We start from the raw sequence: 26,241 nt of genomic DNA, 5'->3' as shown, positions 1-26,241 counted from the left end.
GCCGCCGAGCGCGGCCAGGATGTCCGCCTGCTGTCCTACTCTTGAGCCCGTGATCGAGTTCCGGCCTGACCAGCTCAAATGGGAAGCCGTCCTCGAAGAGATACGACGGCGTATCCGGACGGGCGAATACCAGGTGGGGCACCCCGTCCCTGGTGAACCGCGCATGGCCGAGGAGTTCGGCATCGCCAAGGGCACCGCACGCCGGGTCATCAACGAGCTGCTCAAGGCCGGAGACGTCTACACCGTGCTCGGCAAGGGCACCTTCGTCGCCGACCCCGAGACCGGCGGCCCGCCCGGGAGAGACACCGAAGACGAGTGAGGGCCCCCGAACAGATCGGGGGCCTTCGAAGACACCCAGGCAGGGGAGCCGTACGAAGTCCCTCCCCCGGGCCGGGTGTCAGCGGAGGATGGAGTAGAGGGCGGTGGTGAGGGAGGCTTTGGCGTCGTCTTGGTCGATGGACCAGAGCATGGAGCCGCCGAGGCCCTTGAGGCGGATGTAGGCGGCCTTTTCCAGCATGACGGCGGGGTCGTCGTAGGACCAGAACTCGTTGCCGTCGTAGAGCCAGAGGGTGCCGGTGAGCAGGTCGCGGTAGCGTTTGCCGGGTTTGTTGACGAGGATCTTGTAGTCGTCGCTGCCGGGGGCCCAGGTGCCGGGGGCGGGGCCGGTGGCGGTGGCGTAGCGGCCGTCGGCGCGGGAGGTCACTCCGGTCCAGCCCTGGCCGTACGCGGGGACGCCGATGACGATCTTGTTTTTGGGTGCGCCGCGTGCGATGTAGTCGCGTACGGTCTGGTCGACGCTGTATTTGACGTCGTTGGGGTCGCGGCGGTCGGTGAAGAGGTTGGCCTGGTGGCCGGTGCGGTTCTCCCAGGGGCCGTGCAGGTCGTAGCCCTGGACGGTGGCGAAGTCGAGCTGGTCGAAGACCTTCCGCACCTCGAAGCCGGCGTCGATTTTGGTGGCGGCGGCGGGGAGGAAGGCGGTCAGTTGGTCGTGCCGGTCGTGGGCCTTCATCTGGCGGCGGAGTTCGGCCAGGAACAGGGTGAAGTTCTGCTTGTCTTCGGGGCGGATGACGTTGCCGTCGTTTCCGGCGGAGCCTGGCCATTCCCAGTCGAGGTCGATGCCGTCGAAGACGCCGGCGGCGACGCCTGCGGGCAGGCCGGGGAGGTTGCCCTTGAGCCACAGGTCGACACAGGAGGCCGCGAGCTTGGCGCGGGATTCGGGGGTGAGGACGGCGTCGGAGAAGTGGGCGGAGCCGGTCCAGCCGCCGAGGGAGATGAGGACCTTGAGGCCGGGGTGGCGGGCCTTGAGCTTCTTGAGCTGGCCGAGGTTGCCCTTGAGAGGCTGGTCGTCGGAGTCGGCGACGCCGTCGACGCTTTGGTCGGCGGGCACGGGGCGCTGCCAGTCGGCCCAGGGGTCGGCGGAGTAGCAGGTGCCCTCAGGGCCGACGAACCCGAAGGCGTAGTTGATGTGGGTCAGCTTCCCGGCGGCGCCGCTCGTCTCCACATCCTTGACGTGGTAGTTGCGCCCGTAGATGCCCCACTGGATGAAGTAGGCCACCCGCTTGTAGCGGTCTCCGCCGCCGGTGGTGGCCTGGGCCGCTGACGGCGCTAATCCGGCCGCCAGGGTGGCGGCGACCGCCGCGGCGAGAGTCCTTCTCATGAGCACGCCGGCCTCCCGAGCGCTTTTTATAGGAAAGTTTCCTGTAAATTGCCGCGATCGTAGACCGAGGTGATCGGGGCGTCAATGGCAGCGCCCGAGTGCGGCGGGCCGGCGCCACGCACGCGATCATGCCGCCCACACGCGCGACCGTGCTGCCACGCGTGCGACGGCGCCTCGCGCGCGACCACGGCGTCGTACGCACTTAGTTCGGGCGCTGCCATGCGAACGGTGACGGGGTCACGGATGCATGAGAAGCAGGGGGTCGCAGGTGTCGCTTCCATCCGCCTTGGACGTCCCCGGTTTCTCCAGGCTCCTCTCGCTGTTGACGATGTAGTAGCCGCCGAAGGGCCGAGGTATCACGATCAGCGTCTGGAGGTACATGATCGCCTGAGCCTTGGCGATGGTCCCTCCGTGCGGCGTGTGGACCAGCATGCTCCTGAGCATGGCGAAGAGATTGTCGTGGGTGAATCCCCCCCAGATGAGCACGCGGTAGGTGTGTTGGATGTTCGTGTGGTGCTGCTCGCTGTAGCCGGTGATCGACACGCGCGTGTCCGCCCAATTCTCTACGGTTCTGGCGGCCAGCTTGTCCTGGGCGACGAGGTCGTTATAGGACTCCGGGCGCGCCCGCGCCATGTGGATGTGCAACTGGTCGAGCTGTCTCGCCGGCCTCGAATTGATCCCCAATCCCACCGGGGCGGGAACCTCGGTGGGCTGCTGGGTGGCGCAGTAGTCGGCGGCGCTCCAATAATTCGGTGCGGTGCTGCAGCAGATCCACGGACACTCGATGCCGTTGATCCGCTTGGTGGGGATGAGGAGGTAGTTGACGTACTTCTTCTTGCTCGGGTTGCCCTTCATCACCACGAAGTCTGGGTGGTTCTGCAGGCAGGTGCCTTTTTTGAAGCAGTCCTGACTTTTTGTCCAGAGGGGCTCCTTACTGTGGGGATTGCCGCAATCATTTTCGTCGGGGTCTGGGCCGCATGTCGGCGAAGGCGCGGAGAGCGCGTGCCCGGCGCCGGCGAGAATGCTCGCGCCTGTGAGTATGGTGGCGCCCGCCATACTGGAGAACTGGATGAACCGGCGCCGCGTCAGCTCGCTCGCCTCGTCGTTTTCATGCATGACTACCCCCGACAACCCGCATCTGTTGCTATTTGCCGCGATCTTCGCGCGCCTTGCGGTTCAGGCCGTACGCGAGACCGGAAACGGCGTCGTCAGTGAAAGATCGACGCACTCGGCGAGGTTGATCCCCCCTCTGGTGGCCGGTAAAAGCCCCTGGCGCAGGCTTGATTTTCCGTAGGAAAGATCGGAACACTTCCCCGGGGGGTCGAGAGAATCTCCTGGCGCGCGGCGAACGGACCCGGAAATCTCGGCCGGGCGAATGCTCATAAGAGATATTCCGGCATCGCATATCGTGCGATATTCGGGCGAGAGCGAAAAACCGGCAGTGATACCAGACCGGGCGTCGAGGGCAGGGGGCGAGTGGCGGCAGACTGGAGAGCGTGCCTTCCGTGCTTCCCGACGGCGATCCCGTCCCCCCGAGCGGCGAGCTGCCGTCCGAGGCCCTCGACGGGCTCGGCTCCCGTCCGTTCGGCTTCTACGTCCACGTCCCGTTCTGCGCGACGCGCTGCGGCTACTGCGACTTCAACACCTACACGGCGTCCGAGCTGGGGCCCGGCGCATCACAGCGCGACTACGCCGCCACCGCGGTCGAGGAGATACGGCTGGCCCGGCGCGTGCTGGGAGACGCCGCGCCGCCCGTTGAGACCGTCTTCTTCGGCGGCGGCACGCCGACCCTGCTGCCCGCCGCCGACCTCGTACGGATCCTGGACGCCATCGGCGAGGAGTTCGGCCTGCGGCCCGGCGCCGAGGTGACGACCGAGGCCAACCCCGAGTCCGTCGACCCGGCCTACCTGAAGGAGCTGCGGGCGGGCGGGTTCACCCGGATGAGCTTCGGCATGCAGAGCGCGGGCGAGCACGTCCTCGCCGTCCTCGACCGGCGGCACACCCCCGGCCGGCCCGCCGAGGCCGTACGAGAGGCCCGCGACGCCGGGTTCGAGCACGTCAACCTCGACCTCATCTACGGCACGCCGGGGGAGAGCGACGACGACTGGAGGGCCTCCCTGGAGGCCGCGCTGGCCGCCGGGCCCGACCACGTCTCGGCGTACTCCCTGATCGTCGAGGACGGCACCCGGCTCGCCGCACGCATCCGGCGCGGCGAGCTGCCGATGCCGGACGACGACGTGGCGGCCGACCGCTACCTGATCGCCGAGGAGATGCTGACGGCCGCGGGCCTGAGCTGGTACGAGATCTCCAACTGGGCGGCGGGAGACGAGGCGCGCTGCCGCCACAACCTGCTCTACTGGACCGGCGGCGACTGGTGGGGGGCCGGGCCGGGGGCGCACAGCCACGTCGGCGGCACCCGCTGGTGGAACGTCAAGCATCCGGCGGCGTACGCCGCCCGGCTGGCGGCCGGGACCTCGCCCGCGCACGCCCGCGAGGTGCTGTCGGCGGAGGACAGGGCCGTCGAAAGGGTCATGCTGGAGCTGCGCCTCGCCTCGGGTCTCCCGCTGGCCGACCTCGCCCCCCAGGCGCGTACGGCGTGCGCGCGGGCACTGGCGGACGGACTGCTGGAGGTGGAGGCGTTCAAGGCGGGCCAGGCCGTGCTCACGCTGCGCGGCAGGCTGCTCGCCGACGCGGTGGTCCGGGACCTCACCCCTTAGATCCGGGACCTCACCCCTTAGATCCGGGATCTCACCCCTTAAACGGGGGCGGTGACGAAGTCGATCAGTTCTTCCACACGGCCGAGGAGCTCGGGCTCCAGGTCGGCGTAGGTCGTGACCCGGCTCAGGATGTGCCGCCACGCCTCCTGGGGGTCCATCCGCCAGCCGAGGGCGGCGATCACGCCCTCCTTCCAGGGCACGCCGCGCGGCACGTCCGGCCAGGCGGGGATGCCGAGCGCCCGGGGCTTGACCGCCTGCCAGATGTCCACGAACGGATGCCCGACGACGAGCACGTCGTCCCCGGACACCCGGGCGGCGATGCGGCTCTCCTTCGAGCCGGGCACCAGGTGGTCGACGAGCACGCCGAGCCGCCTGCCCGGCTCGGGGCCGAACTCCTCGACGATGGCAGGGAGGTCGTCCACCCCTTCGAGGAACTCGACGACGACCCCCTCCACCCGCAGGTCGTGTCCCCAGATCTTCTCCACCAGCGAGGCGTCGTGGACGCCCTCGACGTAGATGCGGCTCCCCTTGGCGACCTGCGCGCGCAGGCCCTCGACCGCGATCGACCCGGAGGCGCTCCGCAGCGGGCCCTTGGGGCCGGCCTGGGGCCGCACCAGCGTCACCGGTTTGCCTTCGAGGAGGAACCCGGCGGGCGTCAGCGGGAACCCCCGCCTGCGGCCGAACCGGTCCTCCAGCGTCACGGCCTCCTTGTCGCAGGCCACCACGGCGCCGCAGAAGCGGCCCTCGGCGTCCTCCACCACGAGGTCGGGCTCTGCCGGGACCTCGGGGATCTGCCCCCGCCGTGGCCGCCGCCAGTCTCCGGAAAGCACGTCCCGCCCGTACATGCGGGGAACGCTAGCAAATCACGCCCTGCGGCGGCGGGCCGCGGAGCGGCGCGCGAGTACGACGATCGTCACGATCGGCGCGGCCAGGAAGCCGGCACGACCGGCAGGACGGCGAAGAGCACCCAGGGACCCACAGCAGCGCGGGGCCGGATCGGCCGGGGAGCGGCGTACGGCGGGGGAAACGGGTGCGGCAGCCACAGGGGCGCGCCGGGCCGTGCCGGGGGCATCATGGGCGGGGAACCCGCGTGGTCGCCTCGGCCGGCGCGGGTCTCTGGTGCTCGTGCATAGGGTGAAGAGTCGGCCATGCGGCTTGCGGTCGATTCGCAGCCCGCTTGTCCGTGCCCCCCTGCGCGTTATCGCACCAGGTGGGGTGGTAGCCGTACACTTGGCACTCGGGAACACAGAGTGCCAGAGTCGGTGTTTCCAGGCACAGGGAGGTGACACATTGCTCGACGACCGCAAGCTCGCCGTCCTGCGGGCCATCGTCGAGGACTACGTGTCCACCAACGAGCCGGTGGGGTCCAAGGCCCTGGCGGACAGGCACAACCTCGGCGTCTCTCCGGCGACGATCCGCAACGACATGGCGGCGCTGGAGGAGCAGGGCTACATCACCCAGCCGCACACCAGTGCCGGAAGGGTGCCGACGGACAAGGGATACCGGCTGTTCGTCGACCGGCTGTCCCAGATCAAGCCGCTGTCGGGTGCCGAGCGCAGGGCCATCGAGACCTTCCTCGCCGGGGCCGTGGACCTCGACGAGATCGTCATGCGTACGGTGCGGCTGCTCGCGCAGCTCACCCGTCAGGTCGCGGTGGTGCAGTATCCCTCGCTCACCAGGTCGTCGGTCCGCCATGTGGAGATCGTCCCGCTCGCGGAGCGCCGGGTCATGCTGGTGCTGATCACGAACACCGGGCGGGTCGAGCAGCGTGTGGTCGATCTGCCCGAGGCCATCGCCGACGACCGGATCGCGAATCTGCGCGCCGTGCTCAACGCGTGCCTGGACGGCTGCGGCCTGTCCCAGGTGCCGGAGACGGTGGCCGACATTCCCGACCGCCTGCCCCCCGAGGACAGGCCGGTGGCGGCCACGATCCTCTCCGTGCTGCTTGAGACGCTCGTGGAGCGGCACGAGGAGAAGATCGTCTTCGGTGGCACGGCCAACCTGGCCGCCGCCGACTTCAGCATCGGCCTGCGGGACGTGCTGGAGGCCCTGGAGGAGCAGGTCGTCCTCATCCGCCTGCTGGGGGAGACCGGCGGGCTTTCCGAACTGACCGTCCGCATCGGATCCGAGAACCCCTACAGCGGGCTCCGCGGCACGTCTATCGTGGCCGCCGGATACGGTTCGGGCGACAGAGAACTGGCCCGGCTCGGAGTGCTGGGCCCGACACGAATGGACTATCCGGTGACGATGGGTGCGGTGCGCGCGGTGGCGCGTTACGTCGGCCAGATCCTGGCGGGGTCATAAGTGTCCAACGACTACTACGCGACCCTTGGCGTACGGCGCGACGCCAGCCAGGAAGAGATCAAGAAGGCATACCGCCGTCTTGCCCGTGAGCTGCACCCGGACGTCAACCCCGATCCGGAGACCCAGGAGCGGTTCAAGGAGATCAACCAGGCGTACGAGGTGCTGTCCGACGCGGGCAAGCGCCGCATGTACGACATGGGCGCCGACCCGTTCGGCGGTGGCGGCGGAGCGGGGGCCGGAGCCGGCGGCTTCGGCGCGGGCTTCCCGTTCAGCGACATCATGGACGCCTTCTTCGGCTCGGCGGGCGCCGCGCGGGGGCCCCGCTCCCGTGCCCGCCGGGGCCGCAACGCCACCATCAGGGTCGAGCTCGACCTGGCGGAGGCGGCCTTCGGCACGACCCGCGAGATCGTGGTCGACACGGCCGTGGTCTGCGAGGTCTGCCAGGGCTCCGGGGCGGCGTCCGGCACGCACCCCGACACCTGCGACATGTGTCACGGGCGCGGCGAGGTGTCGCAGGTGACCCGTTCGTTCCTCGGCCAGGTCATGACCTCGCGTCCCTGCCCCCAGTGCGGCGGGTACGGCAGCGTCATCCGGCACCCCTGCATGGAGTGCTCGGGCGAGGGACGGGTGCGGACCCGGCGCACGATCAAGGTCAGGATCCCGGCCGGCGTCGAGGACGGCACGCACATCCAGCTCGCCGGCGAGGGCGAGGTCGGCCCCGGCGGCGGGCCTCCCGGCGACCTGTTCCTGGAGATCGTCGAGCGGCCGCACCAGATCTTCGAGCGGCGCGGCGACGACCTGCACTGCACGGTGGCCATCCCGATGACGGCCGCCGCGCTCGGCACCTCGCTCACGATCGAGACCCTCGACGGCGCGGAGGAGATCGACATCCGGCCCGGCACCCAGGCCGGCCAGGTCATCCCCCTGTACGGCAAGGGCGTCCAGCGGCTCAACGAGACCGGCAGAGGCGACCTGCTGATCCACGTGAACGTCGAGACGCCGAGCAAGCTCGACCCGCAGCAGGAGGAACTGCTGCGCGAGCTGGCGAAGCTGCGCGGCGAGGAGCGCCCGCCCGGCAAGTTCTCCCCGGGCCAGCAGGGCTTCTTCTCCCGCCTGCGGGACGCCTTCAACGGCCGCTGAGCTGATCGCATGACTGTTCCCGTGTTCCTGTCGGACGCGGCCGGCCAGACGGGGGACACGATCGTCCTCGACGGGCCCGAGGGGCGGCACGCCGCCGCCGTACGCCGCCTGCGGCCGGGGGAGCGGATCGACCTGACCGACGGCGCGGGGCGGGTGGCCGAGTGCACGGTCACGGCGGCGGGGAAGGACTCGCTGACCGCCGAGGTGCTGCGCCGCTATGAGGTCCCGCCGCCCCGGCCGAGACTGGTGGTCGTCCAGGGCCTGCCCAAGGGCGACCGGGGCGAGCTCGCGGTCGAGATGATGACCGAGGCCGGGGTCGACGTGATCGTCCCCTGGGCCGCCTCCCGGTGCGTCACCCAGTGGAAGGGCGACCGGGCCGCCAAGGCCCTCGCCCGCTGGCGCGGCACGGCCCGCGAGGCGGCCAAGCAGGCCCGGCGCTTCCATCTGCCCGAGGTGACAGAGCAGGCCACGACCGCGGCGGTCGGCGCGCTCGTCTCGTCGGCGGCGCTCGCGGTCGTCCTGCACGAGGAGGCCGCCGAGCCGCTGAGCCGCCTGCCCCTGCCGGAGGAGCCGGGCGACATCGTGATGATCGTCGGCCCGGAGGGCGGCGTCACCGACGAGGAGATCGCCACGTTGCGGGCCGCGGGAGCCACGCCGGCCCTGCTGGGGCCGACGGTGCTGCGCACCTCGACTGCGGGCGTGGCCGCGGCGGCCGTCCTGATGTCCCGCTGCGGCCGCTGGTGACGCACGGCCGCGGCGCATAGCCCGGCCTCGGCTCATAGTCCGGCCGCGGCGCATAGCCCCGCCACGGCTGACAAAGCCGTCCCGTCAACTCGGAGGCCGGGACCGGCCCGTCCACCGGGCCGCGGACCCCGGCCGACGACCAGGGGGCCGGGTCAGGGCGAGGGCGAGGGCGACGGGGCCGCCGCCGCTTCGGGCGTCGCCGCCTCCGCGGGAGGCGGCGTGCTCGGGGTGACCGGGGGCGCGGACGTCGTGCGCGGAGGCGACGACGGGCGGCGCGAGGCCGACGGCGTCGTCACGGGCGTCTCCTGCGTCACCGACGTGGGCGAGCACGTCGGCGGGAGGGCCGTGTCGGGCTCGATCACCCCGGCCTCGGGGGTGGGCGTGACGCAGGGATCGGACGGCGACGGCGACGGTCTGGTGGTCGCCTCCGTCTTGGGCGTGGGGGTCGGGCTGGGCCGTTCGCGCGACGGGCTCGGGGTGACGGGCACGATCACGACCGGCCGCGAGGGCTCCGCCGGGTTGGGCGGCCGGATCACCGACGAGGTGTCCCTGTTGTCCTCACGTTCGTCGCCGGCGTTGGAGATGCCCGTTGATTGCGCCACCTGGTCGCGCAGGCCGGGGACGATCATCACGACCGCGCCCGCCACGAGCACGGCCCCGGCGGCGGCCGCTCCGACCCGCCGCCACAGCAGGTGCCGCAGGCCGCGCAGACCACGCTGCTCGATCCGCCCGCGGATGATTTCGAGTCCATCGGGAGACGGCACGACCGAGTCCGCCTCCGCGCGCAGGGCACGGCGGAGCAGCTCGCCGTACTCGTCGTCGGGAGGGAAGGTCATGAGAACTGCTCCAGTGCCATCCGTAGTGCGGCCATGCCGCGGGCCGTGTGACTCTTCACGGCGCCCTTGCTGATCCCCATCGCGTGGGCGATCTCGGCTTCCGACAGGTCGCCGTAGTATCGCAGCACCAGTGCCTCGCGCTGCCGGGTGGGTAAGCCGCGCAGCGCCTCGATGACGGCCGAGCGCTCCAGTTCGCCGATCGCGCCGTTCTCAGCGCTGGGCGCGTCGGGCAGCCCCTTGGGCGCGTACTTCTCGACGACCGCTCGGTGCCGCAGCACGGAACGCGATCGGTTCACGACCGATTGCCGAAGGTAGGCCAGTGCCTTGTCGGTGTCCCTCAGCCTGCGCCAGGCGCCATGAAGGGCGACGAACGCGTCCTGAACGACCTCTTCGGCGCTGGCCACATCACGCACCAGCAGCACGGCGAGACGCACCAGTGACCGATAGTGAGCGCTGTAGAGCGCCGTCACGGCCATGTCGGCATCCCACCCGACGGGCACCGTTCCCAACGACCTGTCGGCCACGAGGGTCTCGGTGGTCACATCAATAGGACGCTCGTCATCCTCGGGGGGTTTACGTTCTTCCGAATCATGAGGGGGCATGGCCCAGTGGTGTCCTCGCCCGACACTAGGGGGGTTTTCTGGTGCAGTCTCGCACACTCACCCTAGCCCGGGGGATCATTGCAGTCATCAACTAGTGTCAACGGCTAGGCTTTCGCGCGTGAGCGACTGCCTCTTCTGCAAGATCGTGGCCAAGGAGGTCCCGGCGGACATCGTCCTGGAGACCGGGCGGGCGCTGGCCTTCCGCGACATCAACCCGCAGGCCCCCACCCACGTCCTCGTCGTGCCGAGGGCCCACCACGAGAACGCCGCCGCGCTGGCGGCGGCCGACGACGGCCTGGCAGACGACCTGCTCAAGGCCTGCCACGCGGTGGCCGTACAGGAGGGCGTGGCCGAGAGCGGCTACCGGATCGTGTTCAACACCGGAGAGGGCGCCGGGCAGACGGTCTTCCACGTCCACGCGCACGTCCTCGGCGGCCGGGGCCTCACCTGGCCCCCCGGCTGAGCGGCTAAAGTGGGGAGGGAGCTAGGGAGGCGATCAGGGCCGCAAAGGCCGCCCATGTCCGAGTCACAGCAAATGCACAAGACCCAGGCCAAGGTAGTCATCCCCGAGGGGCAGCCGATGGTCAGCCTCCTCGGGTCGGGCGACGAGCTGCTACGGGTCATCGAGGGCGCCTTCAGCGCCGATATCCACGTGCGGGGCAACGAAATCACGATCACCGGCAGTCCCGAGGAGAGCGGCATCGTCGTGCGCCTCTTCGAGGAGCTGGTGGAGCTGGTCGGCTCGGGTGCCGAGTTGTCCCCCGACGCGGTCGAGCGCAGCATCCACATGCTGCGGCAGGCCACCGACCGTCCGGCCGAGGTTCTGTCCCTGGACATCCTGTCCTCGCGGGGCCGCACCATCCGCCCGAAGACGGTCAACCAGAAGCGGTACGTCGACGCGATCGACAGGCACACGATCGTCTTCGGCATCGGCCCCGCCGGCACCGGCAAGACGTATCTGGCGATGGCGAAGGCCGTGAAGGCCCTCCAGAACAAGCGGGTCAACCGGATCATCCTCACCCGCCCCGCCGTCGAGGCGGGGGAGCGGCTGGGCTTCCTGCCCGGCACGCTCTACGAGAAGATCGACCCCTACCTGCGGCCGCTGTACGACGCGCTGCACGACATGCTCGACCCCGAGTCCATCCCGCGCCTGATGTCGGCGGGGACGATCGAGGTCGCGCCGCTCGCGTACATGCGCGGACGCACGCTGAACGACGCCTTCATCATCCTGGACGAGGCGCAGAACACCTCGCCCGAGCAGATGAAGATGTTCCTGACCAGGCTCGGGTTCAACTCGAAGATCGTGGTCACCGGTGACGTGACCCAGATCGACCTGCCCGGCGGCCAGGACAGCGGCCTGAAGGTCGTCCAGCAGATCCTCGACGGCATCGAGGACATCCATTTCAGCAGGCTGACCAGCGCCGACGTCGTACGGCACAAGCTGGTGAGCGACATCGTCGACGCCTACGGCCGGTACGACGCCGCGATGGCGTCGGAACCGCGCGCGATCAACAAGCGGCCGCGGAACAACCGGCGGTGAGCGGGACCATGACGGGTGAGGAGACCCCGTGAGCATCGAGGTGGCCAACGAGTCCGGCGTCGAGGTCGACGAGTCGGCGCTGGTCGAGCTGGCCGGGCACGTCCTCGGCCGGATGGGGATCAACCCGCTGGCCGAGCTGTCGATCCTGGTGATCGACGAGGCGGCGATGGCCGAGCTGCACGAGCAGTGGATGGGGGAGCCGGGGCCGACCGACGTGCTGGCCTTCCCCATGGACGAGCTGCGGCCCAACGTCGGCGGCCGGGACGAGGACGACGCGTCCCCCGACCCGGCGCTGCTCGGCGACGTGGTGCTGTGCCCCCAGGTGGCCGCCAAGCAGGCCGCCGAGGCCGGGCACAGCGCGCAGGACGAGCTCGAACTGCTGTGCACGCACGGCATCCTGCACCTGCTCGGCTACGACCACGCCGAGCCGGAGGAGCACGCCGAGATGTTCGGGCTGCAGGACGAGCTGCTCGGCGCCTGGCGGGAGGTGCGGCGTAAGCCGTGAACGACGGCTGGCTGCTCTCCGCCGTCGTCCTCATCGTGGCCGGCGGCCTGCTGGCGAGTGCGGAGACGGCGCTGACCCGCATCTCCAGGGTGCGCGCTGAAGAGTTCGTCAAGGAGGGCAGGCGCGGTGCGGTGCGGCTGCAGGCGATCGTCGCCGACCCGCCGCGCTACCTCAACCTGGTGCTTCTGCTCCGCCTGAGCTGTGAGCTCGTCGCGACGGTGATCACGACGCTGCTGTTCATCGACTGGCTCGGCGACCGCGGGCAGGCGTACGCCCTGGCGGCCGTGGTGATGATCCTGGTGAGCTACGTCATCGTCGGGGTCATGCCGCGCACGCTCGGCCGCCAGCACGCCGAGGTGGTGGCGCTGGCGAGCGCGCCCATCGTGTACGGCCTGACCCGGATCTTCGGGCCGCTGCCCGAGTTACTGATCCTGCTGGGCAACGCGCTCACCCCGGGCAAGGGCTTCCGCGAGGGGCCGTTCACCTCCGAGGCCGAGCTGCGCGACCTCGTCGACCTGGCCGAGCAGCGCAGGGTCATCGAGCCCGACGAGCGGGAGATGATCCACTCGGTCTTCGAGCTCGGCGACACGCTGGTGCGCGAGGTCATGGTGCCGCGCACCGACATGGTCTTCATCGAGCGCGGCAAGACGCTGCACCAGGCGCTCTCGCTGGCCCTGCGCAGCGGGTTCTCCCGCATCCCCGTGGTGGGGGAGAACGAGGACGACGTGGTGGGCATCGCCTACCTCAAGGACATCGTCCGCCGCATCCAGGACACCGGCGACGGCGGGACGCGGGTGGACGAGCTCATGCGCCCCGCGACGTACGTGCCGGAGAGCAAGCCGATCGACGAGCTGCTGCGCGAGATGCAGGCGCGGCAGATCCACCTCGCCATCGTCATCGACGAGTACGGCGGCACCGCGGGCCTCGTCACCATCGAGGACGTCATTGAGGAGATCGTCGGCGAGATCGCCGACGAGTACGACCAGGAGGCCCCGCGGGTCGAATGGCTGGACGACGGGGCGGTGCGGGTGACCGCGCGGCTCCCGGTCGACGAGCTCGGCGAGCTGTTCGACCGCGAGATCGAGGTCGACGACGTCGACACGGTCGGCGGCCTGCTGGCGCACGCCCTGGGCCGGGTGCCGATCGCGGGCTCGGAGGCGGTGGTCGGCGGCCTGCGCCTGACGGCCGAGAACCTGGCCGGACGCCGCAACCGGATCAGCACGGTCGTCGTGCGCCGCGAGGAGCCCGCGACGGGCGACGAGGTCGTGGCCGCCGGCGCCGACCACGAGTGACCTGCCACGAGTGACCCGCCACGAGTGAGCCGGCGCGACCTCGGGTGACCCGTCACCACCTGGGGCTGCAAGCGTCTTTCAACCGAGTTGCAAGCGTGCCCGGCCATCGTTGTCCCAGGCGCTCAGAAGGGGTTCGGGGCGTCTCGTTGGGGAGTCCGGCGCGCCGGGAGGGGTTCGCGGCGCACCGGAGCCTCCCATGGGGGATCCGTAATCGGTGCGGGGCTCCCACCCGGTCAAGGGTGGGAGCCCCGCATTGGTTCCCGCGTCGGATCAGTATTGATTACGCAATGTGATTACCCGCTCGCGGTCCGGGGAAGGAAAACCTCCGGCAAAGCGGGGAGGCGGGTATGCGCATCGTCCACGCGGCCGTCGCGGGCTGCCTGGTCCTGGCCACCGGTGCCTGCGGCGGCACGGACGGGGTCACGCACGCCCCCGCCCGGGTGCCTCACAGGGCGGGGGTCGGGCGCCCGCCGATGGTGCTCGGCCGGATGGACGGCCTTCCCGAGGGGTTCTTCAGCCACGCGCGGGCGCCCTGGCGTCCGCCGTTCCGTCCCCGCGCCCGCGCGTGCCGCCTGCTGTTCGACGCGGCCGCGGGCAGGCCCCCGCGCGAGGGGCTCAGCGGCGCGACCGCCGCCACCTACCAGGGCGCGCACGCGGGCGAGCTCGCCGGGGTCGGCGTCGCCGTCTACGACGGCGGCGAGGCGGCCGGTCACCTCGCCGCGCTCCGCGACGCCCTCTCCCGCTGCGCGACGGCCGACGACGGCACGCCGTACGACCGCCTGACCGGGCGGACGCCGCTGCCCGGCATCGGCGGGCCGGACGCCGCGGGCCGGGCGCTGACCGGAAAGGTCGGCGGCTACCCCTACCGCATGCACGTGGTCGTCGCCCGCTCCGGCCATACGCTGATCGCGCTCGTGCACGCCGGCCTGGCCGCTCCCGACCCCGTCCGTACGGCCGAACTGACACGGCTGCTCGTCCGCGAGGTCGGTACCCTTGACGCGTGACACAGACGCTGGACCCCGAGGACAACAAGATCATCACGCTGGCCAGGTCGGCGCGGGCGCGCGGCGGCACCCCCGAGGGCGCCGCGGTGCGCGACGAGACCGGCCGGACGTACGCCGCGACCACGGTGGCGCTGCCCTCGCTCCGGCTCTCGGCCCTCCAGGCGGCCGTCGCCATGGCCGTGTCCAGCGGGGCGAAGTCCCTGGAGGCGGCGGCGATCGTCACCGAGGCCGACGACCCGGCGGAGCAGGACGTGGCCGTCGTCGAGGACATGGGCAACGGCACGCTCTTCCTGGCCGCGCCCGACGGTTCCCTGAAGGGCCGGTACATCTGACGTGGACGCCGAATCGAGCGGTTTCCGTGCGGGCTTCGCCTGCTTCGTCGGCAGGCCCAACGTCGGCAAGTCCACGCTGATGAACGCCCTGGTCGGCACCAAGGTGGCGATCACCTCGTCCAAGCCGCAGACCACGCGGCGGGCCATCCGCGGCATCGTGCACCGCCCGGACGCCCAGCTCGTGATCGTGGACACCCCCGGGTTCCACCGTCCCCGCACGCTGCTGGGCGAGCGGCTGGACAGCCTGGTGCTGTCCACGCTGACCGAGGTCGACGTGATCGGGTTCTGCGTGCCGGCCAACGAGCCGATCGGCAAGGGCGACCGGTTCATCGTCGACAAGCTCGCCGCCGTCAAGAAGACCCCGGTGGTGGCGGTCGTCACCAAGTGCGACCTCGCCACTCGCGAGCAGATCGCCCACCAGCTTCTCGCGGTGTCCGCGCTGGCCGATTTCGCGGAGATCGTCCCGGTGTCCGCGCAGGGCGGCGAGCAGCTCGACGTCCTCGCCGACGTGCTCGTCAAGCGGCTGCCGGAGTCGCCCCCGCTGTACGCCGGCGGGGAACTCACCGACGAGCCGGAGCAGACGCTGGTCGCCGAGCTGATCCGGGAGGCCGCACTGGAGGGCGTGCGCGACGAGCTGCCCCACTCGATCGCGGTGGTCGTGGAGGAGATGCACCCCCGGGAGGGTCGTGACGACCTCCTCGACGTGTACGCCCACATGTTCGTCGAGCGGCCCTCGCAGAAGGCGATCGTGATCGGCCCGGGCGGCGCGCGGCTCAAGGACGTGGGCACCCGCGCCCGGCAGCAGATCGAGGCGCTGCTCGGCACCCGCGTCTACCTCGATCTCCGGGTGAAGATCGCCAAGGAGTGGCAGCGCGATCCCAAGCAGCTGCGGCGTCTCGGCTTCTACGACTGACGGCCGTTCACCGGCGGCGCAGCAGCGCGACGGCGGCGAGCACGGCCAGCGCGACCGAGGCCAGCAGGCCGGCGAACCAGCCGTACTGGATCGTCGGGTGCACCCGCAGCAGCCCGGAGACCTGGAAGTCGAGCCGGCCCACGAGGTCGTGCGGGTCGGCGAGGAACATGGCCAGCGCGAAGGCGGCCACCGCGCCGGGCAGGATCGCCAGCCCGGTGAACAGCCAGTTTCGCGTCGCGCCGAGCACGCCGAGCAGCATCGCCGTGATCCCGGCGCCCAGCACGAACCAGCCCGGGCCCGCGTCGACGCCGCGCACGGCGTGCGTGAGCGACGCGTTGAGAATGCCGAACTCGGCGGTGAGGCCCGCCCACGGGAGCAGCGCGGTCACGGCCAGCGCGAACCCCGCGACGAACACACCGGCGGCCCGCAGGACGCCGGCCGTGCTGGTGCCTCGCCGCGGACCGCCGGGGTGCTGCGTGGGTTCCGACACGATCACCAGGCTACGGCCCGAGGCCGCCGGTTTCAGCCCCCCGGCCGCGCGGCGGACGCCCGAGTCGCCCTCGATGATGCGCCCGGGCCGGAACGTCCGTGGCCGTGGTCGGTGTGGCAGGCCGGGAACGTCCGTGGTCTGTGCACCGTCGTGGCCGGTGCGGCGGACGGTGGCCCGGGTGGCGTTCAGCGGGCGGCGGCCCCGGTGGCGTTCAGGCGGGCGGCGGCCCGGGTGGCGTTCAGGCGGCCGCGGCCTCCTCGCCGCGCCGCAGCCGCTCCCTGAGCTCGACCGCGTCCGCGCCGAGCGCGCACACCTGCACGCCCGGACCGCCCAGCGGCAGCGCCGCCCAGCCGTCTCCCAGCACGGCCCGCCGCTCGCGCTTGACATCCGGCACCGCGGGCGGAGCCCAGGCGGGCCCCGCGAGCAGGGTCGAGCCGACGCACCGGGCGTCCCCGTAGACGGCCGGGCTGCCGTCCAGCGCCTCCTCGCCGATCAGGAGGTCCTGGCGGAGCAGGGGCCGTCCGGCCACGGTCGCGTCGAACCGCGAGTGGCAGCGTCCCGGCCGTTCGCCGTGCCGCCCGAAGACGATCTCCTCCCGCCAGAAGACCGTGGCGTCCTCGGCGAGCGAGAGCCGTACGACGAGGCGGTGGGCGCATCCGGCGGCGAGGACGGTCGGCTCGGGGGAGAAGCGCAGGGTGGCACCCGCGCCGACCCGCGCCCGCACGACCATGACCGAAGGGGCGTCCGCGAGCCCCGGCAGCACCAGCGTGGCGCCCACCGAGCGAACCTCCAGCGAGGTGCCGGGCGCGACGTCCACGTCGAGGTCGAGGTGGTCGCCGCGCAGCGGTCCCGCGCCGGTCGAGACGAGGTGGACCCGCTGCGGGCCGGTCTGCCGCAGCGTCAGCGGAGGGTCGGACCGCAGCGTCTCCAGCCGGGTCCGGCCCCCGCTCGCGGCCTCCGTCCTGATCAGCGCGTGCGCGGTGAAGGCCGTCATGCCGGTCAGGACGCCGGGGCCTGCGCGGCGTGGTGGTGGGGCTCGCCGTGCTCGTGCTGCCAGGCGCCGACCATGTGCGTCACCCACTCCGCCACGGCGTGCGCGCCCTTGTCCTCCCTGATCGACGTGAACAGCACGGGCCTGCCGTCCCGTACGGCCGCCGCGTCGCGGGACATCACGGTCAGGTCGGCGCCGACCATCGGCGCGAGGTCGGTCTTGTTGACGACGAGCAGGTCGGCGGAGGTCACCCCCGGCCCGCCCTTGCGCGGCACCTTGTCGCCGCCCGACACGTCGAGCACGAAGATCTGCCGGTCGGCCAGGCCCCGGCTGAACGTGGCGGTGAGGTTGTCGCCGCCGCTCTCGACGATCACGAGGTCGAGCGGCCCGAACCGCTCCTCCAGCGTCTCGACGGCGTCCAGGTTGGCCGCGATGTCGTCCCGGATGGCGGTGTGCGGGCAGCAGCCGGTCTGTACGGCGAGGATCCGTTCGGGGTCGATGACGCCCGCGCGGCGGAGGAAGTCGGCGTCCTCGGTGGTGTAGATGTCGTTGGTCACGACCCCGAGCCGCAGCGACGGCCCGAGGCTGCGGCACAGCGCCGCCCCCAGGGCGGTCTTGCCGCTGCCGACCGGCCCGCCGATGCCGAGGCGGAGCGCCCGCCCGTGTGGATCGGCCGCGTCGTGGAGATCGTCGTGCTGAGCGCCCATGGGGGTTGTGCTCCTTCTCGTGCGATGGCCGGTACGGATACGTGGAGATTCGTGGGGAGGAGTGATCAGGAGACGAAGAGCTTCATCGGGTTGGTCAGGTGTCCCTCCGCCAGGAGGTCGAGCGCGGGCGCGCCGTGCCCCGGCAGCGTGTGCCAGCCCGCCGGCCCGGCCGCGTCGCCGAGCGACGCGCAGGCGGCGCGGGCCGCGTCCTCGATCGCGGGGGCGAGATCGGCGAGCAGGCGGGGAACGGTGACCGGGTCGAGGCCGAGGAGCCGCACGGCCGCTGTGGCCGGGGCGGTGACCGAGGTGTAGGCGGCGGTCAGCGCGGCCTGGCGGGGCGTGCAGCCCGCCGAGGCTCCGGCCGCGCCGAGCGCGACAGGATGGTGCGGTCCCTCCGGCACGGCCCGCGCGAGCGTGCCCAGGACGGCCGAGGGCCACATCCGCCGGGCCGTGCGCAGCAGGAGCCGCCCCTGGGTGCGCGAGGCCTCCCGCTGGGCGGGTGCGGCGGTCCTGGCGTCGGCCTCCGCGTCCAGCCGCCGCCACAGCTCCATGCCGCTGACGGCCTCGCCCGCAGCCTCATCCGTTGCGTCGTCCGTTGCGTCGTCCGTGACGCCCTTCGCGGGCGACGCCACCGGGTCACGGGCGGCGCCGCGTTCCCGGTCCGCGCCGTCGCTGCCGCGTTCCCGGCCGGTGTCGCGTTCGCGGTCTGTGCCGCGTTCCCGGTCCGCGCCGCCGCTGCCTGCGGGGACGGTCTCGGCGGCGGTTTCCGAGGCGGCCAGTTCGCAGGCGGCGGCGGCGAGGGCGGCGGTGACGAGGCCGGCGGTGGCGAGCCTGCCGCGCAGGAACCGCGCGAGGTCGCCGGGGCCGGTCACCACGCCCCGCCGTACGGCCTCCTCCACGCCGCCCGAGTGGGCGTGCCCGCCCGCCGGCAGCCGGGAGTCGGCCAGCAGCAGCAGCGCCGCTTCGCCGTTCATGTCAGAAGAGGAAGTAGCGCTGCGCCATCGGCAGCGACTCGGCCGGGGCGGGCTCGATCAGCTCGCCGTCCACGCGTACGGCGAAGGTGTCGGGATCCACCCGGATGTCGGGCAGGGCGTCGTTGAGCGGCATCGCGTCCTTGCGCCGGGCGCGTACGTCGGCCACGGGCGCCAGCCGCCTGCCCACGGCCAGGCGGTCGGCCAGGCCGTCCTCCAGCGCGAGCGGCGCGACGAAGTGCAGCGAGGTCGCGGCGGCGGTGACCGGGGCCGCGCCGAACATCGGCCGGGGGAGCACGGGCTGCGGCGTCGGGATCGACGCGTTCGCGTCGCCCATCTGGGCGTAGGCGATGACGCCGCCCTTCACCACGACGTCCGGCTTCACCCCGAAGAAGGCCGGGCTCCACAGCACGAGGTCGGCGAGCTTGCCGGGCTCCACCGAGCCGATCTCCGCGTCCAGGCCGTGGGCGATCGCCGGGTTGATCGTGTATTTGGCGACGTAGCGGCGGGCCCGGAGGTTGTCGGCCGGGCCGTCGCCCGGCAGCGCGCCGCGGCGGCGCTTCATCACGTGCGCCGTCTGCCAGGTGCGGATGATCGTCTCGCCGATCCGGCCCATGGCCTGGGAGTCGGAGCCGATCATCGAGATCGCGCCGATGTCGTGCAGGACGTCTTCGGCCGCCATCGTCGTGGGCCGGATGCGCGACTCGGCGAACGCCAGGTCCTCCGGGATGGCGGGATTGAGGTGGTGGCACACCATGAGCATGTCCAGGTGCTCGTGGTGGGTGTTGACCGTGTGCGGCCGGGTCGGGTTCGTGGACGACGGCAGCACGTTGACGTGGGAGGCCACCGTGATGATGTCCGGGGCGTGGCCGCCTCCGGCGCCCTCGGTGTGGTAGGCGTGGATCGCCCGCCCGCCGATGGCCCGCAGGGTCGACTCCACGAACCCCGCCTCGTTCAGCGTGTCGGTGTGGATGGCGACCTGCACCCCGGTCGCGTCGCACACCCGCAGGCAGGCGTCGATGGCGGCGGGGGTGGTGCCCCAGTCTTCGTGCAGCTTGAAGCCCGACGCCCCGGCCCTGAGCTGTTCGAGCAGCCCCTCCTCGCTGACCGTGTTGCCCTTGCCGAGCAGGGCGACGTTCACCGGGTAGGAGTCCAGCGACTCCAGCATCCGGCCGAGATACCAGGTGCCGGTCACGGTGGTGGCCTTCGTGCCCTCGGCGGGGCCGGTGCCGCCGCCGATGATCGTGGTCACCCCGGAGGCCCGCGCCCCGTCCATGAGCTGCGGGCAGATCAGGTGGACGTGCGAGTCGACCGCGCCCGCCGTGACGATCTTGCCGTTGGCCGCGAGGATCTCGGTGGACGGGCCGATGACGAGGTCCGGGTGGACGCCGTCCATGGTGTCGGGGTTGCCGGCCTTGCCGATGGCGGCGATCCGGCCGTCGCGTACGCCGATGTCGGCCTTCACCACACCCCAGTGGTCGAGGATCACCGCGCCGGTGATGACCAGGTCGGCCGCGCCCTCGGCTCTCGTGGTGCGCGCCTGCCCCATCGACTCGCGGATGACCTTGCCGCCGCCGAACACGGCCTCGTCGCCCGCCCCGGCGGGGCCCATCGACAGGTCGTCGGTCACCTCGACGTACAGGTCGGTGTCGGCCAGGCGCACGCGGTCGCCGGTGGTCGGGCCGTACAGCGCGGCGTAGCGCGCGCGTTCGACGCTAGTCATCGGTCCTCCCGTCGAGAGGCCCGGCCCACTCGGGACGGAGGCCGGGTACGACACGGTTCCCCGCGAGCGGGACGAGCGTGACGTCGCGCTCCACCCCGGGCTCGAACCTGATCGCGGTGCCCGCCGGGATGTCGAGACGGGTGCCCCAGGCCGCCTCGCGGTCGAACTCCAGGCCGGGGTTGGCGGCGGCGAAGTGATAGTGCGATCCGACCTGCACCGGCCGGTCGGCGGTGTTCACGACTCTCAGGGTGATCCGCTCCCTGCCCGGGTTCAGCGGCACGTCGCCGTCGCCGCAGAGGATCTCTCCCGGCACGCCCTCGAAGCGCGGTGTGCTCATGCGATCGGGTTGTGGACGGTGACGAGCTTGGTGCCGTCGGGGAAGGTGGCCTCGATCTGGACGGACTCCAGCATCTCGGGCACGCCCTCCATGACGTCCTCGCGCCGCAGGACCTTGCGGCCGGCGTCCATCAGGTCGGCGACGCTGCGGCCGTCGCGGGCGCCTTCCAGGAGGAATGACGCGATGAGGGCCGTCGCCTCCGGATGGTTGAGGCGAAGGCCGCGCTCCTTGCGCTCGCGGGCCACGCCCGCGGCGACGTGGATGAGGAGCCGTTCCTGTTCGTGTGGAGTGAGCCGCATGGCGGGACGATAGGTACCCGCCGTTTCCCCCGCGTTACCCGTGCATTTCGTATGCGTATCCGACAGGCGGTGAGCTCTCGCTAATGAGTTGTTAACTCCCGGGATTTCGGCGGGAAATACCACGCGCCCACCTTGGCGGCAGACGGATCAACTCGGGGGCCGCAGCGGCAAGGAGAGGCAATTGCGGAACTCATTATGGCGTGCCGGAGCGGCTTTCGCTCTCGCGACCGCGACACTCGCGGCATGTGGCGGACAATCCTCGACAAATAGTACATCGGCCTCATCTGGTGGTTCCGACACCATAAAGGTCGGCATCCTGCACTCCCTCAGCGGCACGATGGCCATCAGCGAGGTCACGGTCAGGGACGCCGAACTGCTCGCGATCGAGGAGATCAACGCGGCCGGCGGCGTGCTGGGCAAGAAGCTGGAGCCCGTCGTGGAGGACGGCGCTTCCGACTGGCCGACCTTCGCGGAGAAGGCCACCAAGCTCATCGCGCAGGACAAGGTCGCCACCGTATTCGGCGGCTGGACGTCGGCGAGCCGCAAGGCGATGCTCCCGGTCTTCGAGAAACGCAAGGCGCTGCTCTGGTATCCGGTCCAGTACGAGGGCCTGGAAAGCTCGCCGTACATCTTCTACACGGGCGCGACGACCAACCAGCAGATCGTTCCCGGGCTCGACTATCTGAAGCAGGAGGGCAAGAAGAAGCTGTTCCTGGTGGGCAGCGACTACGTCTTCCCGAGAACCGCGAACAAAATCATCAAGGCGTACGCCGCGGCGAACGGGATGGAGATCCTCGGCGAGGAGTACACCCCGCTCGGGCACACCGAATACAGCACGCTCGTCAATAAGATCACCGAGGCGAAGCCGGACGCGGTTTTCAACACCCTGAACGGCGACAGCAACGTCGCGTTCTTCAAGCAGCTCAAGAGCACCGGGATCACCGCCGAGCAGATGCCGGTCATGTCGGTGTCCGTGGCCGAGGAGGAGGTCAAGGGCATCGGCGTCGACAACGTCGCCGGGCAGCTCGTGGCCTGGAACTACTACCAGACGACCGACACCCCGGAGAACCAGAAGTTCGTCGCCGCGTTCAAGGCGAAGTACGGCGCGGACAAGGTGACCTCCGACCCGATGGAAGCCGGATACAACGCCGTCTACCTGTGGGCCGAGGCCGTGAAGAAGGCCGGCAGCACCGACGTGGAGGCCGTGAAGAAGGCCGCCGGCGGTGTGTCCCTCGACCGCCCCGAGGGCAAGGTCACCATCGACGGCGACAACCAGCACGTCTACAAGACCGCGCGCATCGGCGTCGTCCAGCCGGACGGTCAGATCAAGGAGGTGTGGAACTCCGGCGAGCCGATCAAGCCGGACCCCTACCTCAAGACGTACCCCTGGGCCGGCGGACTGGTCTGACGCCGACATGGAGGGAATGCTCAACCAGCTGCCGATCGGGCTGTCGATCGGAGCGGTCCTGCTGCTCATCGCTCTCGGGCTGACGTTCACGTTCGGACAGATGGGCGTGATCAACATGGCCCACGGTGAGTTCATCATGGCGGGGGCCTACACGGCCTACCTGCTGCAGGGCGTGGGCTTCCTGATCGCCCTCCCGGCCGCCTTCGTGGTGGCCGGGGTCATGGGCCTGATCCTGGAGCGCACGCTGATCCGGCGCTTCTACGGTCGCCCGCTCGACACGCTGCTGCTCACCTGGGGCGTCAGCCTCATGCTCCAGCAGCTCGCCCGTGACCTGTTCGGGGCGCCCAACGTGCAGGTCGCCTCGCCCGCCTGGCTGCGCGGCGGCATCGGGATCCTGCCGTACAACCGGCTGTTCATCATGGCGCTCGCCGCGGCCTCGGTGCTCGCGATCTGGGCGTACATGAACAGGACCGGGCAGGGACGGCGGATGCGGGCCGTGATGCAGAACAGGAAGCTCGCGGCCACGAGCGGCATCGACACCGGGCGGGTCGACCAGCGGACGTTCTTCATCGGTTCCGGCCTCGCCGGGATCGCCGGGGTCGCCCTCACGCTGATCGGGCCGGTCGGCCCGACGCTCGGCACCTACTACATCGTGGACGCGTTCCTCGTGGTCGTCGCGGGCGGTCTGGGGCAGCTTCGCGGCGCGGTGCTGGCCGCGGCCGGCCTCGGTCTGCTGAACTCCTATGCCGAGTTCTGGAGCGACGCCAGCCTCGCCAAGGTGGTGGTCTTCGTGGCGATCATCGGCTTCCTGCAGATCCGGCCGCAGGGGCTGTTCTTCGTCCGATCGAGGGCGCTCACATGACGGCCCCGGTCGAGGGCGCCGACACGAGGGCGCCGGTCGAGAGCGCCGACGCGGCCGTCCCGGACAAGGGCGCGGGCGCGGCGGCGCCGGACAAGCCCGTACGGCGGTGGCAGGGCCCGGCGGTCTTCACGGCGGTGGCGGTGCTCGCCCTGGTGGTGGCGCCGCTGCTGCTGGAGCCGTTCCGCCTCGGGCTGCTGGCCAAGTATCTGTGCTACGCGATCGTGGCGCTGGGCATCGGCCTCGCCTGGGGGCAGGGCGGCATGCTCACGCTCGGCCAGGGGGTGTTCTTCGGCCTCGGCGGCTACGCGATGGGCATGTATCTCAAGCTCAACGACGCCGGCGGGGACCTGCCCGACTTCATGGTCTGGAGCGGGGTGGAAGAGCTGCCCGCGCTGTGGAAGCCGTTCGGCAACCCGGTCTTCGCGCTGGCCATGGTCGTCGTGCTGCCGGTCGTGGTCGCGCTGCTGCTCGGCGCGCTGGTCTTCCGCCAGCGCGTACGCGGGGCGTACTTCGCGATCCTCACCCAGGCGCTGGCGGCGGCGCTGGTGATCCTGCTGGTCGGTCAGCAGGGGCTGACCGGCGGCACGAACGGCCTGACCAACTTCTTCGACTTCTTCGGCCGCGACGTGGCGGCCGACGAGACCCAGCGGGGCCTCTACCTGCTCGTCGCGGTCGTGCTCGGGGTGCTCTACCTGGGCGCCAGACAGCTCGTCCGCAGCCGGTTCGGGCGGCTGCTGCTGGCCGTCAGGGACGGCGAGGACCGGGTGCGCTTCCTCGGGTACAACCCGGCCACCGTCAAGACGCTGACCTTCGCCGTCTCGGCGGGCATGGCCGGCATCGCCGGGGCGCTGTTCGTGCCCGTGGTCGGCATCATCTCGCCTGCCCTGCTCGGGGTCGTGCCCTCGCTCGAACTCGTCGTCGCGGTGGCCGTCGGCGGCCGGTTCGCGCTGGCCGGCGCGGTGCTGGGCGCGGTCGTCATGGGCTATGCCCGGACGTACTTCAGCGAGGAACTGCCGGACGCCTGGCTCTATCTCCAGGGCGCCCTGTTCGTGCTCGTCATGACGCTGGCGCCCAAGGGCATCGCGGGCCTTGCCGCCGGCCTCGTACGGAGAAGGGAGGCACGGGTGTGACCGACACGCTGCTGGAAATCCGGTCTCTGGAGGTCGCCTTCGGCGGCTTCCGGGCGATCGACGGCGTCGACCTCACCGTCGGCCGGGGCGAGCTGCGGTTCCTGATCGGCCCGAACGGCGCGGGGAAGACCACCCTCATCGACGTGATCACGGGCCTGACCCGGCCCACCGGGGGCTCGGTGCGGTTCGAGGGGAACGACCTCGTGGGCCGCAGGGAGCACGAGATCGTGCGGCTCGGCGTGGGCCGCACCTTCCAGACCTCGGTGGTCTTCGAGGAGCTCACCGTGCTGGAGAACCTCGACCTGGCCGCGTCGTTCCGGCGCCCGCTGTGGTCGCTGCTGCGCCGCAGGCGCGGGGTGTCGGAGGAGGTCACGGCGGCGCTGGAGACGACCGGCCTGGCCTCCCTGGCCGGCAGCAAGGCCGGGGTGCTGTCGCACGGGCAGCGGCAGTGGCTGGAGATCGGCATGCTGATCGTCCAGCGGCCCCGGCTGCTGCTGCTCGACGAGCCGGTCGCCGGCATGTCCTCCGGCGAGCGCGAGCGCACCGGCGAGCTGCTCACCGAGGTCGCCCGCGACCACACCGTGATCGTGGTCGAGCACGACATGGACTTCCTGCGTCGCTACGCCTCCCAGGTCACCGTGCTCCACGAGGGCAAGGTGCTGACGGAGGGCTCGGTCGACCAGGTGCGGGCCGACCCGCGCGTGCAGGAGATCTACCTGGGCCGGGCTCGGGAGGAGGCCGAGGATGCTGTCCGTTGAGGGACTGGAGTCGGGGTACGGCCGGGCGCGGGTGCTCTTCGGCGTCTCGCTCGAGGTGCCCGCCGGCCGCCTCGTCTGCGTGATGGGCCGCAACGGGGTCGGCAAGACGACCCTGCTCGACACCATCATGGGCGTGCTCCCGGCGACCGGTGGGAAGGTGACGTTCGAGGGCAGGGACGTCACCCGGCTGCGCCCCGACCAGCGCGTACGGCTCGGCATGGGCTACGTGCCGCAGGGACACGACACGTTTCCCCAGCTCAGCGTGATCGACAACCTGCTGGTCACGCTGGAGGCGTCGGCGCACCGGGACCGGGCGGCGGTGGAGGAGGCCCTGGAGGTCTTCCCCCGGCTGAAACCGCTGCTCAAACGGCCGGCGGGCTTCCTGTCGGGTGGTCAGCAGCAGCAGCTCGCGATGGCGCGGGCCCTGGTCACCCGGCCGAAGCTGCTGATCCTGGACGAACCCACCGAGGGCATCCAGCCGTCGATCATCCTGGAGATCGAGGAGGCCGTCGAACGCCTGCACGCGAGCGGTCTGGCGATCCTGCTGGTGGAGCAGTATCTGGACCTCGCGCTGCGGCTGGCCGACGGGTTCGTGATCCTCGACGCCGGCCGCGTGGTCAGATCCGGCCCGGCAGAGGAGCTCCAAGATGAGGAGGTCCACCGGCTGTTGTCGGTCTGAGCCTCGCGTTTACCCTGGAGGGGAGGAAGCGATCGCACGTGTGAACGCCTTCGGCCGCGCCGGAGGCTCCGCGCCGCCACAGCGGTTCCGCAGCGGCAGGGGCCGTCCGGACCCGGCACTGCGCACGGACCGACCGCTTCCTCCGCCGTCTCCGGCCGGTTCGCGCGATGGCCGAGGTGTGTCGCCATACGAGGGCGTGTGGAGCAATTGTCAAATCCTGTGGATTGCGCGTGATTCACAGAGCTCGAAGCCATTGGTCGAGGGCTGCGAAGTCGTCGTCGGCGAGTCCCCGGTATGACT

Annotated in this window: 29 protein-coding genes; 17 read left to right on the top strand and 12 right to left on the bottom strand. The window is 71.2% G+C overall.

Annotation, left to right across the window (positions count from 1 at the left end; all coding sequences use genetic code 11):
- The first annotated feature begins 49 nt into the window (after nucleotides 1-49).
- A complete protein-coding gene (locus FLV34_RS16760; protein ID WP_222709534.1) occupies nucleotides 50-319 on the top strand; it encodes a GntR family transcriptional regulator in 270 nt (89 codons plus the stop codon).
- 78 nt (nucleotides 320-397) lie between these two features.
- Here the strand turns inward: FLV34_RS16760 and FLV34_RS16755 are convergent, their stop codons facing one another.
- Nucleotides 398-1,657, bottom strand: a complete 1,260-nt coding sequence (locus tag FLV34_RS16755) for a glycoside hydrolase family 18 protein (RefSeq protein WP_147943523.1) — start codon at nucleotides 1,655-1,657, stop codon at nucleotides 398-400.
- 237 nt (nucleotides 1,658-1,894) lie between these two features.
- The gene (locus FLV34_RS16750) at nucleotides 1,895-2,773 is read right to left on the bottom strand and encodes a CDP-diacylglycerol diphosphatase (protein WP_142649861.1); all 879 of its coding nucleotides are present in this window, start codon (nucleotides 2,771-2,773) and stop codon (nucleotides 1,895-1,897) included.
- Nucleotides 2,774-3,153: 380 nt separating this feature from the next.
- Here FLV34_RS16750 and hemW point away from each other — a divergent pair, with 380 nt between their 5' ends.
- Complete coding sequence (gene hemW / locus FLV34_RS16745; RefSeq protein ID WP_142649842.1) at nucleotides 3,154-4,374, top strand: radical SAM family heme chaperone HemW; 1,221 nt, start codon at nucleotides 3,154-3,156, stop codon at nucleotides 4,372-4,374.
- A gap of 38 nt (nucleotides 4,375-4,412) precedes the next feature.
- Here hemW and FLV34_RS16740 read toward each other — a convergent pair whose 3' ends face one another.
- Nucleotides 4,413-5,219 carry a DUF3097 domain-containing protein gene (locus FLV34_RS16740; RefSeq protein ID WP_147943522.1) on the bottom strand — a complete coding sequence of 269 codons (807 nt, stop codon included), beginning with the start codon at nucleotides 5,217-5,219 and terminating at the stop codon, nucleotides 4,413-4,415.
- A gap of 445 nt (nucleotides 5,220-5,664) precedes the next feature.
- Here FLV34_RS16740 and hrcA point away from each other — a divergent pair, with 445 nt between their 5' ends.
- The 3 genes from hrcA to FLV34_RS16725 are packed head-to-tail and all read left to right on the top strand — an operon-like array spanning nucleotide 5,665 to nucleotide 8,562.
- Nucleotides 5,665-6,678 carry a heat-inducible transcriptional repressor HrcA gene (gene hrcA / locus FLV34_RS16735; protein ID WP_142649840.1) on the top strand — a complete coding sequence of 338 codons (1,014 nt, stop codon included), beginning with the start codon at nucleotides 5,665-5,667 and terminating at the stop codon, nucleotides 6,676-6,678.
- Nucleotides 6,679-7,818 (top strand): molecular chaperone DnaJ, encoded by a 1,140-nt coding sequence (gene dnaJ, locus FLV34_RS16730; RefSeq protein WP_142649839.1) that lies wholly within the window; start codon nucleotides 6,679-6,681, stop codon nucleotides 7,816-7,818.
- Between the two features lie 9 nt (nucleotides 7,819-7,827).
- The gene (locus FLV34_RS16725) at nucleotides 7,828-8,562 is read left to right on the top strand and encodes a 16S rRNA (uracil(1498)-N(3))-methyltransferase (protein WP_142649838.1); all 735 of its coding nucleotides are present in this window, start codon (nucleotides 7,828-7,830) and stop codon (nucleotides 8,560-8,562) included.
- A gap of 152 nt (nucleotides 8,563-8,714) precedes the next feature.
- On the opposite strand, the gene FLV34_RS40485 is transcribed toward FLV34_RS16725, so the two are convergent.
- Both FLV34_RS40485 and FLV34_RS16715 read right to left on the bottom strand, forming a co-directional pair.
- Nucleotides 8,715-9,398 carry a hypothetical protein gene (locus tag FLV34_RS40485; RefSeq protein WP_187280652.1) on the bottom strand — a complete coding sequence of 228 codons (684 nt, stop codon included), beginning with the start codon at nucleotides 9,396-9,398 and terminating at the stop codon, nucleotides 8,715-8,717.
- A complete protein-coding gene (locus FLV34_RS16715) occupies nucleotides 9,395-9,874 on the bottom strand; it encodes a SigE family RNA polymerase sigma factor (protein ID WP_111697223.1) in 480 nt (159 codons plus the stop codon). Before FLV34_RS16715 ends, FLV34_RS40485 begins: the two co-directional genes overlap by 4 nt.
- A gap of 244 nt (nucleotides 9,875-10,118) precedes the next feature.
- Between FLV34_RS16715 and FLV34_RS16710 the strand changes: the two genes are divergently transcribed.
- From FLV34_RS16710 to era, 7 genes are all read left to right on the top strand, one after another.
- A complete protein-coding gene (locus FLV34_RS16710) occupies nucleotides 10,119-10,463 on the top strand; it encodes a histidine triad nucleotide-binding protein (protein WP_260617398.1) in 345 nt (114 codons plus the stop codon).
- Between the two features lie 54 nt (nucleotides 10,464-10,517).
- Nucleotides 10,518-11,540, top strand: a complete 1,023-nt coding sequence (locus FLV34_RS16705; protein WP_142649836.1) for a PhoH family protein — start codon at nucleotides 10,518-10,520, stop codon at nucleotides 11,538-11,540.
- Between the two features lie 28 nt (nucleotides 11,541-11,568).
- Nucleotides 11,569-12,045, top strand: a complete 477-nt coding sequence (gene ybeY / locus FLV34_RS16700; protein WP_142649835.1) for an rRNA maturation RNase YbeY — start codon at nucleotides 11,569-11,571, stop codon at nucleotides 12,043-12,045.
- Nucleotides 12,042-13,337 carry a hemolysin family protein gene (locus FLV34_RS16695; protein ID WP_142649834.1) on the top strand — a complete coding sequence of 432 codons (1,296 nt, stop codon included), beginning with the start codon at nucleotides 12,042-12,044 and terminating at the stop codon, nucleotides 13,335-13,337. The genes ybeY and FLV34_RS16695 overlap by 4 nt, the downstream gene beginning before the upstream one ends.
- A 347-nt stretch (nucleotides 13,338-13,684) precedes the next feature.
- The gene (locus tag FLV34_RS16690) at nucleotides 13,685-14,341 is read left to right on the top strand and encodes a hypothetical protein (RefSeq protein ID WP_147943521.1); all 657 of its coding nucleotides are present in this window, start codon (nucleotides 13,685-13,687) and stop codon (nucleotides 14,339-14,341) included.
- Nucleotides 14,338-14,673 (top strand): cytidine deaminase, encoded by a 336-nt coding sequence (locus tag FLV34_RS16685; RefSeq protein WP_142649832.1) that lies wholly within the window; start codon nucleotides 14,338-14,340, stop codon nucleotides 14,671-14,673. The genes FLV34_RS16690 and FLV34_RS16685 overlap by 4 nt, the downstream gene beginning before the upstream one ends.
- Nucleotide 14,674: 1 nt before the next feature.
- Nucleotides 14,675-15,586 carry a GTPase Era gene (gene era, locus FLV34_RS16680; RefSeq protein ID WP_142649831.1) on the top strand — a complete coding sequence of 304 codons (912 nt, stop codon included), beginning with the start codon at nucleotides 14,675-14,677 and terminating at the stop codon, nucleotides 15,584-15,586.
- 7 nt (nucleotides 15,587-15,593) lie between these two features.
- Here the strand turns inward: era and FLV34_RS16675 are convergent, their stop codons facing one another.
- From FLV34_RS16675 to FLV34_RS16645, 7 genes are all read right to left on the bottom strand, one after another.
- Nucleotides 15,594-16,076, bottom strand: a complete 483-nt coding sequence (locus tag FLV34_RS16675; RefSeq protein ID WP_142649830.1) for a hypothetical protein — start codon at nucleotides 16,074-16,076, stop codon at nucleotides 15,594-15,596.
- A gap of 238 nt (nucleotides 16,077-16,314) precedes the next feature.
- Nucleotides 16,315-17,070, bottom strand: coding sequence for an urease accessory protein UreD (locus FLV34_RS16670; protein ID WP_147943520.1), 756 nt, complete (start codon nucleotides 17,068-17,070; stop codon nucleotides 16,315-16,317).
- Between the two features lie 5 nt (nucleotides 17,071-17,075).
- Entirely contained in the window at nucleotides 17,076-17,774 is a 699-nt protein-coding gene (ureG, locus tag FLV34_RS16665; RefSeq protein WP_147943519.1) for an urease accessory protein UreG, read from the bottom strand.
- A gap of 65 nt (nucleotides 17,775-17,839) precedes the next feature.
- Entirely contained in the window at nucleotides 17,840-18,748 is a 909-nt protein-coding gene (locus FLV34_RS42485; protein WP_147943518.1) for an urease accessory protein UreF, read from the bottom strand.
- Between the two features lies 1 nt (nucleotide 18,749).
- Nucleotides 18,750-20,468 carry an urease subunit alpha gene (locus FLV34_RS16655; protein ID WP_147943517.1) on the bottom strand — a complete coding sequence of 573 codons (1,719 nt, stop codon included), beginning with the start codon at nucleotides 20,466-20,468 and terminating at the stop codon, nucleotides 18,750-18,752.
- A complete protein-coding gene (locus tag FLV34_RS16650; protein ID WP_142649825.1) occupies nucleotides 20,461-20,805 on the bottom strand; it encodes an urease subunit beta in 345 nt (114 codons plus the stop codon). The genes FLV34_RS16655 and FLV34_RS16650 overlap by 8 nt, the downstream gene beginning before the upstream one ends.
- Nucleotides 20,802-21,104: an urease subunit gamma gene (locus tag FLV34_RS16645; protein WP_030506285.1), complete on the bottom strand. Its 303-nt coding sequence runs from the start codon at nucleotides 21,102-21,104 to the stop codon at nucleotides 20,802-20,804. Before FLV34_RS16645 ends, FLV34_RS16650 begins: the two co-directional genes overlap by 4 nt.
- A gap of 181 nt (nucleotides 21,105-21,285) precedes the next feature.
- Here FLV34_RS16645 and urtA point away from each other — a divergent pair, with 181 nt between their 5' ends.
- The 5 genes from urtA to urtE are packed head-to-tail and all read left to right on the top strand — an operon-like array spanning nucleotide 21,286 to nucleotide 25,941.
- A complete protein-coding gene (gene urtA, locus FLV34_RS16640) occupies nucleotides 21,286-22,512 on the top strand; it encodes an urea ABC transporter substrate-binding protein (protein ID WP_142649824.1) in 1,227 nt (408 codons plus the stop codon).
- Between the two features lie 7 nt (nucleotides 22,513-22,519).
- Nucleotides 22,520-23,374: an urea ABC transporter permease subunit UrtB gene (gene urtB, locus FLV34_RS16635; RefSeq protein WP_142649823.1), complete on the top strand. Its 855-nt coding sequence runs from the start codon at nucleotides 22,520-22,522 to the stop codon at nucleotides 23,372-23,374.
- Nucleotides 23,371-24,504, top strand: coding sequence for an urea ABC transporter permease subunit UrtC (gene urtC / locus FLV34_RS16630; protein ID WP_147943516.1), 1,134 nt, complete (start codon nucleotides 23,371-23,373; stop codon nucleotides 24,502-24,504). The genes urtB and urtC overlap by 4 nt, the downstream gene beginning before the upstream one ends.
- The gene (gene urtD, locus FLV34_RS16625) at nucleotides 24,501-25,262 is read left to right on the top strand and encodes an urea ABC transporter ATP-binding protein UrtD (RefSeq protein WP_142649821.1); all 762 of its coding nucleotides are present in this window, start codon (nucleotides 24,501-24,503) and stop codon (nucleotides 25,260-25,262) included. The genes urtC and urtD overlap by 4 nt, the downstream gene beginning before the upstream one ends.
- Entirely contained in the window at nucleotides 25,249-25,941 is a 693-nt protein-coding gene (gene urtE, locus FLV34_RS16620; RefSeq protein ID WP_142649820.1) for an urea ABC transporter ATP-binding subunit UrtE, read from the top strand. Before urtD ends, urtE begins: the two co-directional genes overlap by 14 nt.
- Nucleotides 25,942-26,241: the final 300 nt, after the last annotated feature.

This window comes from Microbispora sp. CSR-4 (assembly GCF_008033685.1).
Lineage (GTDB): Bacteria > Actinomycetota > Actinomycetes > Streptosporangiales > Streptosporangiaceae > Microbispora.
This window is presented reverse-complemented; position numbering and strand designations above follow the sequence as displayed.

Excerpts from the sequence above, each read along its gene's own strand:
- FLV34_RS16755 (WP_147943523.1), bottom strand. The coding sequence starts at position 1,657 with ATGAGAAGGACTCTCGCCGCGGCGGTCGCCGCCACCCTGGCGGCCGGA.
- FLV34_RS16750 (WP_142649861.1), bottom strand. The coding sequence starts at position 2,773 with ATGCATGAAAACGACGAGGCGAGCGAGCTGACGCGGCGCCGGTTCATC.
- FLV34_RS16740 (WP_147943522.1), bottom strand. The coding sequence starts at position 5,219 with ATGTACGGGCGGGACGTGCTTTCCGGAGACTGGCGGCGGCCACGGCGG.
- FLV34_RS16725 (WP_142649838.1), top strand. The coding sequence starts at position 7,828 with ATGACTGTTCCCGTGTTCCTGTCGGACGCGGCCGGCCAGACGGGGGAC.
- FLV34_RS40485 (WP_187280652.1), bottom strand. The coding sequence starts at position 9,398 with ATGACCTTCCCTCCCGACGACGAGTACGGCGAGCTGCTCCGCCGTGCC.
- FLV34_RS16715 (WP_111697223.1), bottom strand. The coding sequence starts at position 9,874 with ATGGCCGTGACGGCGCTCTACAGCGCTCACTATCGGTCACTGGTGCGT.
- FLV34_RS16705 (WP_142649836.1), top strand. The coding sequence starts at position 10,518 with ATGTCCGAGTCACAGCAAATGCACAAGACCCAGGCCAAGGTAGTCATC.
- FLV34_RS16690 (WP_147943521.1), top strand. The coding sequence starts at position 13,685 with ATGCGCATCGTCCACGCGGCCGTCGCGGGCTGCCTGGTCCTGGCCACC.
- FLV34_RS16670 (WP_147943520.1), bottom strand. The coding sequence starts at position 17,070 with ATGACGGCCTTCACCGCGCACGCGCTGATCAGGACGGAGGCCGCGAGC.
- ureG (WP_147943519.1), bottom strand. The coding sequence starts at position 17,774 with ATGGGCGCTCAGCACGACGATCTCCACGACGCGGCCGATCCACACGGG.
- FLV34_RS42485 (WP_147943518.1), bottom strand. The coding sequence starts at position 18,748 with ATGAACGGCGAAGCGGCGCTGCTGCTGCTGGCCGACTCCCGGCTGCCG.
- FLV34_RS16655 (WP_147943517.1), bottom strand. The coding sequence starts at position 20,468 with ATGACTAGCGTCGAACGCGCGCGCTACGCCGCGCTGTACGGCCCGACC.
- FLV34_RS16650 (WP_142649825.1), bottom strand. The coding sequence starts at position 20,805 with ATGAGCACACCGCGCTTCGAGGGCGTGCCGGGAGAGATCCTCTGCGGC.
- FLV34_RS16645 (WP_030506285.1), bottom strand. The coding sequence starts at position 21,104 with ATGCGGCTCACTCCACACGAACAGGAACGGCTCCTCATCCACGTCGCC.
- urtB (WP_142649823.1), top strand. The coding sequence starts at position 22,520 with ATGGAGGGAATGCTCAACCAGCTGCCGATCGGGCTGTCGATCGGAGCG.
- urtC (WP_147943516.1), top strand. The coding sequence starts at position 23,371 with ATGACGGCCCCGGTCGAGGGCGCCGACACGAGGGCGCCGGTCGAGAGC.
- urtE (WP_142649820.1), top strand. The coding sequence starts at position 25,249 with ATGCTGTCCGTTGAGGGACTGGAGTCGGGGTACGGCCGGGCGCGGGTG.